This window comes from Pseudomonas sp. P42 (genome assembly GCF_017973755.1).
GTDB classification, from domain to species: domain Bacteria; phylum Pseudomonadota; class Gammaproteobacteria; order Pseudomonadales; family Pseudomonadaceae; genus Aquipseudomonas; species Aquipseudomonas iridis.
In genome coordinates this window covers 67,193-82,940 of sequence record NZ_JACOPU010000005.1, presented here as the reverse complement: position 1 = coordinate 82,940, position 15,748 = coordinate 67,193, and the positions used below count along the sequence as shown (strand labels likewise).

Below are 15,748 nucleotides of genomic sequence, written 5' to 3'. Positions count from 1 at the left end.
CGTCCCCCTCCAAATGGAGGAGGGACGGTAACGCAATGGACGACGCTTGTAAGTCAGACCGTTCCCAAAGGTGTAACAAGACCGATCAATGTGCCGACGGCGATGAGTCTTTCTTCGGCTCGCGAATCTTGTACCAGGCCACGTACAGCGCTGGCAGAAACAGCAGCGTCAGCAAGGTGGCGATGATGATCCCGCCGATCATGGCGTAAGCCATCGGCCCCCAGAACACTTCGCGGGCAATCGGGATCATGCCCAGGCTCGCCGCCGCAGCGGTCAGCAGGATCGGGCGGCGTCGGTGCTCGGTCGCTTTCGCCACCGCATCCCAGGGTTCCAGACCTTCTTTCTCCAGTTCGTCGATCTGCGTGACCAGAATTACCGAGTTGCGGATGATGATGCCGATCAGCGCAAGGATCCCCAGGATCGCCACGAAGCCCATCGGCGTGCCCGTCGGGATCAGCGCCAGCACCACGCCAATCAAGCCGAGCGGCGCGACACTCGCGACCAGGAACAGCTTCTGCACACTGTGCAACTGGATCATCAGGAACGTCGCCATCAAAAACAGCATCAGCGGCACGACCTTGGCAATCGGCCCTTGGGCCTTGCCGCTTTCCTCGACCGTACCGCCAGTGGCGACCTCGTAGCCCACCGGCAACCCGGCGGCGAATTTGTCGATGTCGGGCTTGAGCTGCTTGACCAGATCGGTCGGCTGAATCTCATCGCGCACCGCCGCTTTGATGGTGATTGTCGGCTTGCGGTCGCGACGCCACACCAGCGGCTGCTCCAGCTCATAGCGCACGGTGGCGAATGCCAGCAGTGGAATCGATGTGCCGCTCGGCGTGACGATCTGCAGGTTTTGCAGGGTCTCCGGCGTACCGCGTTCGGCATCTTCGGCACGACCGATAACGTTGATCAGGTAGATGTCGTCATCGACCTGGGTCACCGGCGAGCCGACGACGATGCTGTTCATCAGGTTGGCGACGTCCTCCGAGGACAAGCCGAGTTGCCGCGCCTTGTCCTGGGCGATGTCGATGCGCAGGACTTTGCCCGGTTCGTTCCAGTCGTAAATGATTTCGCCGATGTGCGAGTTCTTGTCGAGTTCGGTGGCCAGTTCGATCGCGTGCTTGCGCACCTGATCGATGTCCTTGCCGCTGACCCGGTACTGGATCGGCCGCCCTACCGGCGGGCCCATCTCCAGTGCCTGCACGTAACTGCCAATGCCGACGAAGTCCTTGCGCAGACGTTCGCGCAGGCGCTGGCTCAAGGCCTCACGCGACTCCAGCCCCTTACTCACGATGACCAGTTGCGCGTAGTACGGGTTCTGCAATTGCTGGTCGAGGGGCAGGTAGAAACGGATCGCGCCTTCGCCGATGTAGGTGCTCCAGCGCGCGATGTCCGGGTCGTCCTTGAACGTCGCTTCGAGCCTGTCCACAGCCTTGCGGGTTTCGGCCATCGAGGCGTTTTGCGGCAGGTTGAGGTCGACGAGGATTTCCGGGCGGTCCGAAGACGGGAAGAACTGGTTCTGCACAAACTGCATGGAGAATACCGACGCCACGAACAACGCGATGGTGATGCCGATCGCCCACCAGCGGTTGCGCATGGCCCAGAACATGCCGTAGTTGAACGCGCGACCGATGCGACCCGGTTCAGCGCTGTGCGGTTTGACGTTGGCGCTGAGAATGTGCACGCCGATTACGGGTGCAAACAGCACCGCGACAATCCACGACACCAGCATCGCCACGGCGATCACCGCAAACAGGGTGAAGGTGTACTCACCCGCCGAACTGGCGTTGAGGCCGATCGGTACGAACCCGGCGACGGTCACCAGCGTACCGGTGAGCATCGGGAACGCGGTCGAGGTGTAGGCGTAGGTCGCCGCCTGCTCCTTGGTCTCGCCCATTTCCAGGCGCGTGACCATCATCTCCACCGTGATCATCGCGTCGTCCACCAGCAGGCCGAGGGCGATGATCAATGCGCCGAGGGAGATCCGCTGCATGGTGATGCCGCTGTATTCCATGAACACGAAGACCATCGCCAGCACCAGCGGAATCGAGCACGCCACCACCAGACCGGCGCGCACGCCGAGGCTGATGAAGCTCACCACCAGCACGATAATGACCGCTTCGAACAGCGCACTGGTGAAACCGCCGACGGCTTTTTCCACCACGTCGGCCTGGTCGGAAACCGTGTGCACGCCGACGCCCACCGGCAAGTCGGCGGTCAGCGCTTCCATGCGTTGGTGCAGCGCCTTGCCGAATTCCTGAATGTTGCCGCCCTTCTTCATCGCAATCGCGAGGCCGATGGCTTTTTTACCGTCAAAACGAAACTCCGGTGTCGCCGGGTCGACGTAGCCGCGAGTGATGTTGGCGATATCGGCAAGGCGATAGAAGCGGTCGTTAAGGCGCAGGTTGACGTCAGCCAGGTCTTTCTCCGAGGCAAATTGCCCGGAGGTGCGCACGGAAATGCGCTCCGGCCCGGCTTCGATAACGCCCGCAGGGGTCACCGCGTTTTGCGATTGCAGGCTCTGCACCACCTGACGTTGATCGATGCCCAGCGCCGCCAGTTTGCGTGTGGAGAAGTTCAGGTAGAGCACTTCATCCTGCTCGCCAACCATCTCGACCTTGCCCAGCCCCGGCACTTCACGGATCTCGGCACGCACCTGTTCGACGTAATCGCGCAACTGGCGCATCGACAAGCCGTCGGCGGTAAACGCATACACCGAGCCGAACACATCACCGAACTCATCGTTGAACCCCGGCCCTTGCAGGCCTTGGGGGAAGTCGCCACGAATGTCGTTGATCTTCTTGCGCACCTGATACCAGATGTCCGGGATGTCCTTGGCACTGGTGGTATCGCGCAAGTACACGAACACCGTGGACTCGCCGGGTCGCGTGTAACTTTTCACGTAGTCGAGGGAGTCGAGTTCTTCGAGTTTTTTCTCGATGCGGTCGGTGACCTGTTTGAGGGTTTCCTCTTGCGTCGCACCCGGCCAGCGGGTCTGGATGACCATGGTCTTGATGGTGAACGACGGGTCTTCCTCGCGACCCAGGTTCATGTACGAGAACACGCCCATCAGCAGGGCGACGAACATCAGGTACCAGACGAACGACTGATGTTTCAGAGCCCATTCGGATAGGTTGAAAGGCCCTTTCATCGTGGACTGTCCTCGTCGATTTTGACTTTCTGCCCCGGTTGGAGGCTGTTCACACCGGCCGTTACCACCCGCTCGCCAGCCTTGACGCCGCCGGACAGCACTACGGTGCTGTCATTGCGACTGATCAGGGTGACGTCACGTGGCGAGACGGTTTGCGCTTGCGGGTCGATGACCCAGATCCGTGTTTTGCCGTCGACTTCCTGCAACACGCTGACCGGCAATTCGAGACGCGGTTTGATTGCCGAACTGAGGGTGACGCTGATCGCTGTGCCGAGACGAAAACCGGGGGGCGTGTCGGTGAGCGTCAGGCGTGCACGCCGGGTGCGGGTGGCGCTCTGGGCCTGGGGTTCGATCTCGCGAATGGTCGCGGTGGTGTTGATACTCGGGTCGAGTTGCGCGGCGACCAGAAACACCACATCCGGTGGCAGTTGATCGACCAGGGTATCGGGCAGGTCGATCACCGCTTCCTTGATGTCCGGTTGCGCCAGCGTGACCACTTGCTGGCCGGCGGTAACCACTTGCCCGGCCTCGGCATTCCACGCGGTGACCACGGCTTTGTGATCGGTGCGCAGTTGCACGTAGTCGAGCTGATCCTTGGCCTGGCTCAGCGACGCCTTGGCCTGATCCAGCGAAGCCTTGGTGGTTTTCAGGTCGGTTTGGGCGATGTCCAGTTGCGCCTGCGCACCGACGCCACGGTCGAACAATTGCTGCTGGCGACGGGCGTTGGCCTGGGCATTGATGTACTGCGCTTCAATGCGCGCCAGATCCCCTTGGGCGGCGCGCAACCGGTTCTGCTGATCGGTCGGGTCGAGTGTGGCGAGCAAGGCGCCCTTCTCGACTTCGGCGCCGACATCGACGTTACGGCTGGCGATACGCCCCGGGATACGAAAACCAACGTTGCTTTCGTAGCGTGCCTGAATGCTCCCGGCAAAACGGCCGAGGTCTTCCTGATTGAGGGTTTTCACTTCCACCGACAACACCGGACGCACCGGCTCCGGCGGCGCTTCTTTTTCCGAGCACGCGGCCAGCGCCAGCAGCGCCGTGAGCAACAACAGGCGCTTCATGGCTGGGCTCCCACTTGCAGATCCTTGTAGGTGTTTTCGGCAATCTCGACTTTCATGCCCGGATGCAGCAACTGGCCGCCGGCGATGATGACTTTGTCGCCAGCCTTCAAGCCGTCGCTGACGATGACTTTGCCGGTCAGGTAACGCCCGACCGTCACCGTGTGCAGTTGCGCGCGGCCCTCGCCGTCGATGATCCATACCGCCGGCTCGCTGAGGTTTTTGGTCAGCGCCGACCACGGCAATTCCACGGCGGATTGGCCGGGCGTCTTGGCCGTGGCGCTGACCACCGAGCCCAGCTGCATGCCTTCCGGCAGGCTATCGAGGGTGACTTTGACTTGCACGGTGCCGGTCTGCGCGGATACCGCCGGAGTGATTTCACGCACCGTGCCGGTGGTTTTGATTTTCGGATTATCGAGCAGGCTGACTTCAATCGAGCGATCCGTCGGCGGTCCGGCCAACAGCGACTCGTAGACGTTGAACACCGCGTCGCGCTCACCGTCACGGGCCAGGCTGTAGATCGGCACGGTGGCTTGCACGACCTGGCCAACTTCGGCCTGGCGCGCGGTGATGATCCCCGGCGCTTCGGCGATCAGCGAGGTGTAGCTCAGTTGCTCGCGGGCATTGGCCAGTTGTGCCTGAGCGGCCGTCAGCGCGCTCTGGCTGCTGCGCAATTGTGCTTGCGCGGCATCATATTCGGATTGGCTGGTGTAGCCCTTGGGCAAGAGTTTCTGCTGGCGGACGAAAGCCGCTGCGCCCTGTTTGACCCGCGCCTGCTCGGCCACCACTTGTGCTTGTGCGGAGTCGACGTTGGTCTGCAAATCTTTCGGATCGAGTTTGGCCAGCACCTGTTTGGCGGTGACGCGGTCGCCGACGTCAACCGAACGCTGGATAATCTTGCCGCCGACACGGAACGACAGATCGGTCTGCACCCGCGCCTGAACGTCGCCGGTCAGCGTCACCGAAGCCGCGTAATCGGCCGGTTTGACCTCTTGCACGAAGACCCGGGGCAGTTCTTTTTCGACCTGTTTCTTGTCGCCACAGGCGGCCAGCAATGTGAGCAGGCCGAGCACGACCACTGTTTTCAATCCGGGACTCGCCATGCAGACTCCTTCCTGTGTACGAACGTGCAAGTGACGATACGACTGTGAGCTTAGAACAGGGTTCCGCCATTGCTCGCATGATGCTGCATTTACCCCTGCAGGCGCTGCAGCCGGCGGCGATCTTTTGCTTTTTAGATCAAGATCAAAAGCTCGCCGCCGGCGGCAACGCCTACAATGCGATCGTTTAACTGCCCCCGCGCAGGAACGATCAAGAGAAGGATTTCCATGCTCAAGACCCTCGCGGTGGCCAATTACCGCTCGATCAATAAATTGGTGATCCCGCTGGGTCGGCTGAACCTGATCACCGGCCCCAACGGCAGCGGCAAGTCCAACCTGTACCGGGCGCTGCGCCTGTTGGCGGAAACTGCGCAGGGCGGCGTGGTCAATGCGCTGGCCCGTGAAGGCGGGCTGGATTCAACGTTCTGGGCCGGGCCGGAAACCATCAGTCGCCGGATGCGCAACGGTGAGGTGGCGATCGAGCCGACGGTGCGCCAAGGCGTCAAACGCCTGCGCCTGGGGTTTGCCGGGGAGGATTTCAGTTATTCGATCAGCCTCGGGCTGCCCGATTCCAACGGCCACTTCATGTTGCCGGAGAATCCGCGGCCGATTCCCTCGCGGTTCAGCCTTGATCCGCAAATCAAGCGCGAATGCATCTGGGCTGGCCCTCATTACCGGCCCGCCAGCCTGCTGGTAGACCGAGACGGGCCAATGATCCGTGCCCGCTCAGAGAGAAAATGGGACGTTCTGGCACAACACACACCGAACTTCGACAGCCTGTTCGACCAGGTCGGCAGCCTGCGCAGCTCGCCGGAAGTGTTCCAGATGCGCGAGTTCATCCGCCGCTGGCGCTTCTACGATCACTTTCGCAGCGATGCCGACGCCGCAGTGCGCCAGCCGCAACTGGGTACGCGCACGCCGGTATTGCATCACGATGGTCGCGATCTGGCAGCGGCGTTGCAGACGATCATCGAAATAGGCGATGCCGACGCGATGCGGGCCGCCATCACCGATGCATTTCCCGGCGCGCGGTTGCACATCGAATCCCAGGCCGGCGGACGCTTTGCCATCGAGTTTTTTCAGGAAGGGTTATTGCGACCATTGTCGGCGGCGGAGCTGTCGGACGGGACGTTGCGTTATCTGCTGCTGGTCGCGGCATTGCTCACGCCACGACCACCGTCGTTGATGGTGCTGAACGAACCAGAAACCAGTCTGCACCCGGACCTGCTGCCGGCGCTGGCGCGGTTGATTATCAAGGCGTCGCAAGAGTGTCAGGTGTGGGTGGTATCCCATGCGCGGCGATTGATTTCGGCGTTGCAGGAAGACCCGGAGTGCAATTGCATTGTGCTGGAGAAGACGCTGGGGCAGACCGGGATTGTCGGGCAGCGCGTGCTGGATGAGCCGGCGTGGCATTGGCCTGACTGATCCCGAAACCAAAAAGATCGTGGCCTGCGGCAGTTTCTGGACTGCCACGAAAACGGTTAAAGCCTATTGGTATCAAGCAAAAACCTGTCCTTGAATTTGCCGGGAAGGAATAAGAAAGCTATTTTCCTTTTCGCTGTAGGAAGGATCTTTTTTTCACGAAAGCCCTCCAAGGACGAACAGCTTTTGGCCAGACTCCCCCGGCCAACCCCCATAACAAGGAAGAAAACATGGACGTAAAAGTGCCGCAGCGACTGGATCCGCAGGAGATTGTGAAATTGTTGATGGCGTTGAGGCGGGCTTTGAAGGCCCGGGTGGCCTGAGAATCAAAAGCCCCTCACCCCAAGCCCTCTCACGGAGGGAGAGGGGGCGACCGAGGTGTCTGGCGTTTTACATCGACATGAAAAATCGAGTCGATTATGGATTCAGCAGAGTTCTTTCACGTCGGTGTACTTCTAAAGCATCCCCCGATCAGTCCCCTCTCCCTCCGGGAGAGGGTTAGGGGCTTTTAAAGGCACACACAAAAACGCCGATGCCCATCACTGGCCATCGGCGTTTTTACACCTGAAGGGGGTGTTTTAAAACGTCAGATCAGAACGCCGGCAGTACCGCGCCGTTGTACTTCTTCTCGATGAATGCTTTGACTTCCGGGCTGGTCAGGGCTTTGGCCAGTTTCTGGATCGCGTCGCTGTTCTTGTTGTCCTCACGGGCCACCAGGAAGTTCACGTACGGCGAATCAGCACCTTCGATCACCAAAGCATCCTTGTTTGGGTTCAAACCTGCTTCCAGCGCGTAGTTGGTGTTGATCATGTCCAGATCAACTTCCTTCAGAACGCGTGGCAGCAACGCAGACTCCAGTTCCTTGAACTTGAAGTTGTGCGGGTTCTTGGCGATGTCTTTCGGCGTTGCCAGGGCGTTTTTCGGATCTTTGAGTTCGATCAGGCCAGCCTTCTGCAGCAGGATCAGGGCGCGGCCGCTGTTGCTGCCTTCGTTCGGGATGGCGATGGTTGCGCCGTCCGGCAGTTCAGCCAGGGTTTTGTACTTGCTCGAGTAACCACCAAACGGTTCAACGTGCACGCCTTGCACGGTCACCAGGTACTTGGACTTGTCGTCCTTGTATTTGCCGGCGTTGAAGCTGTCCAGGTAAGGCTTGGTCTGGAAGTAGTTGGCATCCAGACGCTTCTCCCCAACCTGTACGTTCGGCTGAACGTAGTCGGTGAAGACTTTGACTTCCAGATCCACGCCTTCTTTGGCGAGGGTCGGTTTGATCAGCTCAAGAATTTCAGCGTGCGGCACCGGGGTCGCCGCGACGACCAGTTTCTCGCCAGCCTGGGCCAGGGAAGCAGTCAGAGCAGCCGCCAATGCGGTAAACAACAGAACCTTTTTCATGCAGTGTCCTTATCGAAAATCACGGTCGCTCATGGCGACGGCTATTAATACGTGTGCCAGTGGAATGCTATCGCTGGCGTGAAGCGGACAATACCGGGATTTTTTATTCCCGGACAATAACGTTTATTCAGCTTCATATTCCATTTTGTTCATATTGAACAAAATGGTTACAAGCCCTCACTCAAACGAATCAGCAAATCTTTCAATGCCTTACGCTCAGCGACGCTACCGCCGATGTTGACTTGTGCCACCAGCCGTTCGATCTGAAGCTGCGGCCCAGACGCTTCGGGCAGGTTCAGGTGCTCCGGCAAAATCTCGTCACCGGTGCTCACCAGCAAGGCAAAGTGAATGACGTTTTCCAGTTCGCGGGTGTTGCCTGGCCAACTGTGTTGTTCGAGCACATGCTGCGCCGTTTCGCTGATCAACGGCACGGGCAGACCCAGCCGCTGGCTGTAGATGCCTAGGAAATATTCGGCCAACGAAAGAATGTCGCCGATCCGCGCGCGCAAGGCTGGTAATTCCAGATGCCCTTCGCTGAGATAGTGGTAGAGCCGCTCGTGGAATTTCCCGGCGTCCACCGCTTGCGCCAGATCGATACTGGTCGCCGCCACCAGGCGCACATCCACTGGACTCGGCTGATGCGCGCCAACGCGGGTGACTTCGTGGTTTTCCAGCGCGGCGAGCAACTTGATCTGGATCGGCAGTGGCAGATCGCCGATTTCATCCAGATACAAGGTGCCGCCATTAGCCGAACCGAACCAGCCAGCGCGACTGCTGGCCGAACCTGTGTAACTGCCAGCGGCGTAGCCAAACAGTTCGGCATCGGCATAAGTAGGGCTGATCGCGCCGCAATTGACCGAAACGAACAGGCCACTGCGATCACTGGCGCGGTGGATGTGCCGGGCGAGCAGTTCTTTACCGGTGCCGGTCTCGCCACGGATCAACACTGATATTGATCGTGGCGCTAACTGCTCAAGCTCTTCACGCAACTGACGCGAGCGCGGATCGACGAACACCAGCGCTTTGGCGCGAATGCTCAAGGGGCTTTTTTCCGCATCGGGAAAAGTCAGCAACGGCTGACCGAAAGTTTCGAAACTCATGGCGGACTCCCGCCCAGAACCGCCGGCAGACGGGGGCGTTTGAAGAAGTAAAAATCAGGCGCGACGTCGGGCGTGGTGTTCCATGCGGTTTTGCAGGCGATAGAGATAGGCAAAACCCTGCTCCCAACGCTGATGCCCGGACTTCACGTTGATGTGTCCGGCGCCAGCAAGAATCCCGGCTTCGGCCCCCCAGTTACGCGCCAGCTCCAGTGCGCGCGGCGCACTGACGGCGGCGTCGTTGTCGGAGCTGACGACCTGGCTCGGGAACGGCAGCAGATCGCTCGGGATCGGTGCGAAATTGCGCAGGGCCGGCACGCAGGCCGGACGCTCGACATCCGCAGGCGCGACCAGCAAGGCGCCGCGCACCTGACGCAGGTATTGCACTGGCGCAGTGGCCGCCCAATGGGCAACGGTGACGCAGCCGAGGCTGTGCGCGATGAGAATGACCGGCGTGCTGTCGGCGGCGATGGCCTCGGCCAGCGCCGCGACCCAGTCTTCACGGCGCGGGGTCAGCCAGTCGGCCTGTTCCACCCGCGCGCTGTTTGGCAGGCTGCTCTGCCAGTGGGTTTGCCAATGATCTTCTGGCGATCCTTGCCAGCCCGGCACAATCAGGTAGCGAATTGATTCGTTGCGCATGGGGAGCTCTCCTGCGTGTCTGTTCCTGAACGAGTATAGGGATGGGATTTATATTCGTTAAGGAATAAGAAGCTATTTATTAAGACCTTAATTGCATATACGTTTCCCGGAACGCTTTAGGTCAACGGCCCTCACCCCCCAGGAGAGGCCTAGGGTGAGGGTGAGGGTGAGGGGCTTCAGCCCTAAATCCAGACATAAAAAAGGGCCGCACCCTGCCAAGGAAACGGCCCCGGAAAATCGTAAATGCTGTTAACCCGACCAGCCGCCAGCTAACCGCGCCAGATCGATTCCTGTGCAGATAGCGGTAGCCTCATGATGTATTTCCTCATGTAAACATTTCGCGCGAATTTGGTTTCGGTTTGATGAATTTGAAATCGACGGTCGCGTTGACACAGCCTTCCTGAATGACATCAGCCTGCTTGGCCGGCACATGCACCCGCAAGTGTCTCGGGCAAACACGCAGAAGCTGACTACACTAAAAATTGCGCTATCGAATTCATCGATGAGGAAAGCGAGGAATTCTGGCGTTTGCATTTTAGTACATCACATCACACCACACCGCTGGAACTAGCAACTGTACTAATTTCATACCACACCTTGTACAGTACGAAATCGATTCTCGATGCCGTCCGCTTGACGCCCTTTCAGGCCAGCAAACACTCCGTATTCACCAGCCGCGACACTGCAGCGTCATCACCTGGAAAGTGGTCTGGGGAGACTCATGGTCTGGCTGCGGCAGTATGTTGAGTATCGAGGGGGGGATTTGAGTGCTTCGCCATTGCGGCCGGATTGAAGTTGCCTGAGCTATCGCTGGCAAGCCAGCCCCCATAGGGGGCGATGTAGTTCAAAAATTTCATGAACCACACAAAACATTTGGGAGCTGGCTTGCCAGCGAAGAGGTCCTTGAATTCAGCGATCAGGCCCGGGCTGTACGCGCTTCTTCACTCACCACGTCATCCCGGCGCACAAACCGGTTCGCCCGCCCGAACGTGCCGAAATCATTGAACCGCACGCCCATCTCACGCATCACCTTATGCGCCACTGGCACGGTCAGCTGACGAATATAAAACGGCTCCTTGACCACAAAATGATGAATCCCGTGACTGCTGCCAAAGTTGAAGCAGAACGCCTGCAACGGCCATAGCCACCAAGGGTTCAACACCTGGCATTGCTGCAGCACATTGCCCGGCTCGACATCGCCGTAGTAATGCATGTTCGAACTGATGAAGTGCAGGCAGAACGTGCGCAACACATTCGGGCCGATGATCACCACGGCGGCGATATCGATTACCTGCATCACCGACAACGTGGTCGCCGACCATTCAATCGGCGAGCCCATCAGGTAGGCGATGCCATTGGCTGCGTGGAAGCCTAAAAACACATACCACGCGCCCCAATGCACCAGCGCCAGCGGCGCGTAAACCTTGAACACCCTCTTGAGAATGCTCCACTTGTGCGCCCAGGTGGGCGCCCGAAGCAAACGGATGAAAGCCGACATCATGTTGTCGCCGACCATCAGCAGACGCGCAAAACCCCACGGTTCGCCGTTGGTGATTGCGCGCTCTTCCATGTCGGTTTCAGTGCCGGACACCTTGTGGTGATTGAGGTGCAGATGCCGGCGAATCCACGGATTGATCGTGCTTGGCCGCGCCAACCACACCAGGCCCATCATCAGGTTGTGCGGCACGCGTTGCTTGCGGAAATACATGCTGTGGATCAGGTCGTGCTCAAGCTCATGGGTGAGCGAGGCAAAAAATGCATTGAGCAGCAGGCACACCCACCAGGCCATGTGGCCAGTGATGTACAGCGCCGCCGAGCCGATCATTCCGGCCAGGGCAAATGCCAAAATCCCCGCGCCAAGCGCATCCTGATGCTTGAGAATCGGGTAGCGCCCGCGCAGTTCGATGCCTTTGGCCAGCACCACTTGGCGAATATGCGCTGATCGCTGCGCCGCATTGTGTCGCTGGGGGCTTGCAGAAGTACCGTCCATGCTTACATCCTCGGGTTTAAGATGTTCGTATCTTGCGTCGTGATGTTTGCAATGACGGTAGCCGAGAACGCCAACCTGTTGACCGGAAGCGCCAATCAGCATGAAGGAACCGACCTCCCTCGCCAGTTGGACCCGTGCCCTGCGCAAGCAACTCGACGCGCTGGGGCTGGACAGTACTGACCTGTGCCAACAGGCCGGGCTCGATCCGCAACTGATGGACGACCCCAACGCCCGCTATCCCCTGTCCGCCACCACGCGCCTGTGGCGGCTAGCTGTGCAGGTCAGCGGCGATCCGGCGATTGGTCTGCGTGTGTCGCGATTCGTCAGCCCGACCACGTTCCACGCGCTCGGATACGCGCTGGTGGCCAGTGGCAGTTTGCGCGAAGTGTTCGAGCGCATCGTGCGTTATCACCCGGTGGTCAGCGATGCGCTGGAACTGGATCTGAGCCGCAGCGATGACCGCTATCTGTTCCGTCTGAAAATTCCGTCGGGCAATCCTGCCCCCGCCTTCGAAGCCATTGATGCCTTCGCCGCGATCTACGTGCGCACCTGCCGCAATCGCCTTGGCCGCGACTACGCGCCGCTGGCCGTTTACCTGCGTCGCCCGGAACCGCTCGATGTCCATCAATGGCACAGAGTCTTCCGTGCCCCGGTGCATTTCGCCTCGGCCGAAGATCGCCTGGAGTTCGCCCTCAACGACTTCGACAGCCACCTCGACGACGCCAACCCCGAACTGGCGGAACACAACGAAGCTGTACTTAAGCGCACCATGGCCCAGCTCAAACCGTTGACCTGGGAGCGCAAGGTGCGCAACGCCATTGAGGAGCAACTACCGGAAGGCGAGCCCAGCGCCGAACGCATCGCCCAGGCTCTGCACTTGAGCTTGCGCAGCCTGCAACGGCACTTGGCAGATGAAGGCTGCCGCTTCGACACGCTGTTCAACGAAAGCCGCGAAAACCTCGCGCTGCTGCACCTGCGTGATCCGCACTGCTCATTGAGTGAAGTCAGTTATCTGCTGGGGTTTGCCGACACCAGCAGTTTCAGCCGCGCGTTCAAACGCTGGACGGGGATGACACCGGGGCAGTTTCGGGATCAGTTGCGTTGACTGAACCGAGTGTTGAATCGTCAGTTCCGGCCCCTTCGCGAGCAGGCTCGCTCCCACAGGGAACCGCATTCCAAATGTGGGAGCGAGCCTGCTCGCGAAGAGGCCGTCTAATTCACCACAAACCCAAGCTCAAACACAGTCCCCGTCGCATCACTGCTCACCCGCACCTGCCCACCATGCAGTTGCATGATCGACTGCACGATCGCCAGACCTAACCCGCCGGAATCACCCGGTTCAGCACGGGCCGGGTCGACGCGGTAGAAGCGGTCGAACAGTTTGCCCAGATGTTCAGGCGCGATGGCCGGGCCGTAGTTGTTCACCTGCAACCAGCACATGCCCGGCTCTTCGCGCTGGCGCAAGCTGATGACCGAGCCAACGTCAGCGTGGCGCACCGCGTTGGCCAGCAGGTTGCCGAGGGCGCGTTGCAGCAGTTGCTGGTCGGCAAACAATTGCCCACTGAACGTGTTTCTCAAGTGAATCCCACGATCGTCGGCCAAGGCTTCAAAGTAGTCACACAGCTCATTGCCGATGTCAGCCAGATCCAGCGTGCGCAAGTCGAGCGCACGCTCCGCCTGTTCGGCTCGGGCGAGGAACATCAGGTTTTCCGCCATACGTTTGAGCCGTTCGAACTCTTCCATGTTCGAGGCCAGCAATTCCTGATACTCCGCCGTGCTGCGCGAGTGATTCAGCGCCTGGCCATTACTGGCGAGCAAGGTATGCAGCGGGGTGCGAATTTCGTGAGCGAGGTCGGCGGAGAACTGCGACAGGCGCTGGAAGCTGTCCTCCAGCCGCACAAGCATGGCGTTCAGCGCGTTTACCGGCTCAAGCAGTTCCGCCGGCGTGCCAACGGCAGGCAGACGCTGATCAAGGCTGCGCAGGTCAATGCCGCGCACCGCTTCGCTCAATTGCCGTAAAGGTTGCAGGCCACGGCGCAGCAGCACCAGCCCCAACGCAAACGCCAGCAACGCACCCAGCCCGATCGCGACGTACAGCCGCATCCGGTAGCTGGCCAGCATCTGCTCGCGTTCGCTTAGTACTTTACCGGCAATCACGGTTAGCGATTCGCCGTTCGGCCCCTGAGCTTCGCCGGACAGCAGCGCCACTTCGGCGCCGTCGGGCGCCTGCCAGGTCATCACGTCGCGACGTTGCGGCGGCTGATCGCGCGCGATTGAGTTCAGCGCTGGAAGCGTTCGCTGGCGCGGGTTGATCGCGATCACATTTGATCCATCCGCGCGGCGCACCAGCAGCAAACTGTCGAGATTACCGAGCATGTTCTGATACAGCCGCGGCCGCGCCTGCAACGCGTCGAGGCTGTCGCTGTCGGCGAGCAGAGCACGCACCTGTTCCAGTCGCCCAAGCAACGCCAAGTCATCGCGGTAGGCGATTTCAGCGGCGAGGGAGCGGTAGAGAAACACGCCAATCGCGCCCAATACCAAAGCGCAGACCATCGCGAACGCCAGCGCCAGGCGCCAGGCAATCGACCTAGAGCGCATCGTCGGGCGCTTCCAGTTGATACCCGACGCCGCGCACGGTGTGGATCAGTTTCGGCATGAACGGGTCATCGACTTTCGAGCGCAATCGCCTTACCGCGACTTCGACCATATTGGTGTCGCTGTCGAAATTCAGGTTCCACACCTGTGAGGCGATCAGTGTGCGCGACAGCACTTCGCCCTGGCGGCTGGCGAGCAATTGCAACAACGCGAATTCCTTGTTGGTCAGGGCAATGCGCTGACCGCCACGACTGACACGACGGCGTAAAACGTCAATCTCCAGATCGGCAATGCTGTACGACTCGGCTTCGCGCATTGGTCCGCGACGTAGCAGGGTGCGTACGCGCGCGAGCAATTCGGCGAATGCGAACGGCTTCAGCAGATAATCGTCGGCGCCCAGTTCAAGACCGCGCACGCGATCTTCAATGGCGTCCTTGGCGGTGAGGAACAGCACTGGCGTGGCGCCGCCCTGGCGGATCAGTTGCAGCAATTGCCAGCCGTTGAGGCCCGGCAGCATCACGTCGAGGATGATCAGGTCGTATTCCTGCTGCTCGATGAAATAGCGCCCGTCGAGGCCATTGAGCGCCACATCCACGGCAAATCCCGACTCGCCCAGCCCCTTGGCGAGGAAATTGGCGGTTTTGGCTTCATCTTCTACGACCAGCAAACGCATGGCACACCTCGATTATTCAGACGCACAGGCTAGGCGCCTTCGGCCTCGTTGCCCATTACAAACTTGTAATCCGACTGACGGCGTTCTGACGAAGTCCGGCGGCTAAGGTGGTGACCTTCGCTTCCGGAGCCTGTTTATGAACGTCAAATACCTCGTTGCGAGCCTGGCCATCGGCCTCAGCGCCAGCGTTTTCGCCAGCCCTGAACTGCCACGCCACGCCGACCTCGACCTGAAAACTGCGCGCCTGCTGGCCGACACGGCAATGAGCAGCTGCACCGGCACGGTGTCGGTACTCGATCGGGGCGGCAACTTGCTGGTGACCCTGCGCGGCGACGGTGTCGGCCCGCACAACACCGCTGCCAGCCAGCGCAAGGCCTACACCGCGTTGTCGACAAAAACCCCAACCCGACTGTTCGCCGAGCGCGCCCGCAGCAATCCGGAAACCGTCAACCTCAACACCCTCGACGAATTGCTGTTGCTTGGCGGCGGCATTCCATTGTTCGCAGGCGATGAGCTGGTTGGCGCCATGGGCGTGGCTGGATCCGGCGGCGGTGAGCAAGACGAAAACTGTGCAACCCGGGCCGCTGACAAAACTGGCCTGTCCATCACCCGTTCCTGATAAGGAGATTCA

The 15,748-nt window shown here is 60.1% G+C and carries 13 protein-coding genes; 4 read left to right on the top strand and 9 right to left on the bottom strand.

Annotation, left to right across the window (positions count from 1 at the left end; translation table 11 throughout):
* Nucleotides 1-85: 85 nt before the first annotated feature.
* From H8B20_RS17165 to H8B20_RS17155, 3 genes are read right to left on the bottom strand one after another with little or no spacing between them, the layout of a single operon-like run.
* Complete coding sequence (locus H8B20_RS17165; protein ID WP_042557110.1) at nucleotides 86-3,151, bottom strand: efflux RND transporter permease subunit; 3,066 nt, start codon at nucleotides 3,149-3,151, stop codon at nucleotides 86-88.
* Nucleotides 3,148-4,215 (bottom strand): efflux RND transporter periplasmic adaptor subunit, encoded by a 1,068-nt coding sequence (locus H8B20_RS17160; protein ID WP_210623980.1) that lies wholly within the window; start codon nucleotides 4,213-4,215, stop codon nucleotides 3,148-3,150. The genes H8B20_RS17165 and H8B20_RS17160 overlap by 4 nt, the downstream gene beginning before the upstream one ends.
* The gene (locus tag H8B20_RS17155) at nucleotides 4,212-5,315 is read right to left on the bottom strand and encodes an efflux RND transporter periplasmic adaptor subunit (RefSeq protein WP_210623979.1); all 1,104 of its coding nucleotides are present in this window, start codon (nucleotides 5,313-5,315) and stop codon (nucleotides 4,212-4,214) included. Before H8B20_RS17155 ends, H8B20_RS17160 begins: the two co-directional genes overlap by 4 nt.
* A 44-nt stretch (nucleotides 5,316-5,359) precedes the next feature.
* On the opposite strand from H8B20_RS17155, the gene H8B20_RS17150 reads away from it, so the two are divergent.
* Together H8B20_RS17150 and H8B20_RS17145 are read left to right on the top strand one after the other, a co-directional pair.
* Complete coding sequence (locus tag H8B20_RS17150; RefSeq protein ID WP_155401098.1) at nucleotides 5,360-5,503, top strand: hypothetical protein; 144 nt, start codon at nucleotides 5,360-5,362, stop codon at nucleotides 5,501-5,503.
* A gap of 37 nt (nucleotides 5,504-5,540) precedes the next feature.
* Nucleotides 5,541-6,737, top strand: a complete 1,197-nt coding sequence (locus H8B20_RS17145; protein ID WP_042557107.1) for an AAA family ATPase — start codon at nucleotides 5,541-5,543, stop codon at nucleotides 6,735-6,737.
* Between the two features lie 588 nt (nucleotides 6,738-7,325).
* Here the strand turns inward: H8B20_RS17145 and H8B20_RS17140 are convergent.
* The 4 genes from H8B20_RS17140 to H8B20_RS17125 form a co-directional block, all read right to left on the bottom strand.
* Nucleotides 7,326-8,123, bottom strand: coding sequence for a MetQ/NlpA family ABC transporter substrate-binding protein (locus H8B20_RS17140; RefSeq protein ID WP_115146064.1), 798 nt, complete (start codon nucleotides 8,121-8,123; stop codon nucleotides 7,326-7,328).
* A 167-nt stretch (nucleotides 8,124-8,290) separates the two neighbouring features.
* A complete protein-coding gene (locus H8B20_RS17135) occupies nucleotides 8,291-9,223 on the bottom strand; it encodes a sigma 54-interacting transcriptional regulator (RefSeq protein ID WP_210623978.1) in 933 nt (310 codons plus the stop codon).
* 54 nt (nucleotides 9,224-9,277) lie between these two features.
* The gene (locus tag H8B20_RS17130; RefSeq protein WP_210623977.1) at nucleotides 9,278-9,859 is read right to left on the bottom strand and encodes an alpha/beta hydrolase; all 582 of its coding nucleotides are present in this window, start codon (nucleotides 9,857-9,859) and stop codon (nucleotides 9,278-9,280) included.
* 916 nt (nucleotides 9,860-10,775) lie between these two features.
* Nucleotides 10,776-11,849 carry a fatty acid desaturase gene (locus H8B20_RS17125; protein ID WP_210623976.1) on the bottom strand — a complete coding sequence of 358 codons (1,074 nt, stop codon included), beginning with the start codon at nucleotides 11,847-11,849 and terminating at the stop codon, nucleotides 10,776-10,778.
* 100 nt (nucleotides 11,850-11,949) lie between these two features.
* Here H8B20_RS17125 and H8B20_RS17120 point away from each other — a divergent pair, with 100 nt between their 5' ends.
* Nucleotides 11,950-12,954 carry an AraC family transcriptional regulator gene (locus H8B20_RS17120; RefSeq protein WP_210623975.1) on the top strand — a complete coding sequence of 335 codons (1,005 nt, stop codon included), beginning with the start codon at nucleotides 11,950-11,952 and terminating at the stop codon, nucleotides 12,952-12,954.
* Between the two features lie 107 nt (nucleotides 12,955-13,061).
* Here H8B20_RS17120 and H8B20_RS17115 read toward each other — a convergent pair whose 3' ends face one another.
* Both H8B20_RS17115 and H8B20_RS17110 read right to left on the bottom strand, forming a co-directional pair.
* Nucleotides 13,062-14,447: a heavy metal sensor histidine kinase gene (locus H8B20_RS17115; RefSeq protein ID WP_210623974.1), complete on the bottom strand. Its 1,386-nt coding sequence runs from the start codon at nucleotides 14,445-14,447 to the stop codon at nucleotides 13,062-13,064.
* The gene (locus H8B20_RS17110; protein ID WP_210623973.1) at nucleotides 14,437-15,117 is read right to left on the bottom strand and encodes a heavy metal response regulator transcription factor; all 681 of its coding nucleotides are present in this window, start codon (nucleotides 15,115-15,117) and stop codon (nucleotides 14,437-14,439) included. The genes H8B20_RS17115 and H8B20_RS17110 overlap by 11 nt, the downstream gene beginning before the upstream one ends.
* Nucleotides 15,118-15,253: 136 nt before the next feature.
* Between H8B20_RS17110 and H8B20_RS17105 the strand changes: the two genes are divergently transcribed.
* Nucleotides 15,254-15,736: a GlcG/HbpS family heme-binding protein gene (locus H8B20_RS17105; protein ID WP_210623972.1), complete on the top strand. Its 483-nt coding sequence runs from the start codon at nucleotides 15,254-15,256 to the stop codon at nucleotides 15,734-15,736.
* Nucleotides 15,737-15,748: the final 12 nt, after the last annotated feature.